The sequence below is a fragment of the Rhizobium sp. 01T444 genome, assembly GCF_056398305.1.
On the sequence record NZ_JBFTPD010000347.1, the window covers coordinates 1 to 555 of the forward strand.

Here is a 555-nt window from a genome sequence, read left to right on the forward strand (position 1 = left end):
CAGCAGTGAGAGGGCCTCGTCCTCGGTCAGGAGTGCCATCTGCATCAAGAAGCGCCGCATCTTGCGCGATGCGTCTCGCGTGGCCCGCTCGACGCCCGACTGCGCCGTGGGATTTCCCTGCGCGAGCGCATCCTTGCCGGGGGCGGGCAGGGTGGCCGATGCGCTGAAGCCGTGCAGCACCCACTCGTCGTCTGTTTCCAGCAGGGGGCAGTCGAGTCCTTCCAATGGCGTGCCGGGCAGATCCTGCGCCTTGTGAAGGATGAACTGGAAGACGCCGGTCAGCGATGCCTCGATGGCGGTGCCGAAGAGCTCGGAATCGCCATGCGCGGCGTGAGGATCTCCGACCGAAAACAGCGCGCCTCGCACCGCAACGGGGTAGTACATGCGCGCACCCTTGCCGATTCGCCAGTCGTCGACGTTGCCGCCCGAGCACTTGGGTGGGGGCAGACTCGAATCCACCTGCGCCGGTGCAAGGCCCATCGCACCGAAATGGAGGCGCGTCGGTACGCGGATGTCCTCCAGGATGCCGTAGTTCTTGCCGACCTCGGAGGAGGC

Annotated in this window: 1 protein-coding gene; it reads right to left on the reverse strand. The window is 66.5% G+C overall.

The window, feature by feature from the left end; genetic code table 11:
- On the reverse strand, positions 1 to 555 hold a 555-nt coding region (locus tag AC1DTN_RS38850; protein ID WP_477925555.1), incomplete at both ends, for an acetamidase/formamidase family protein.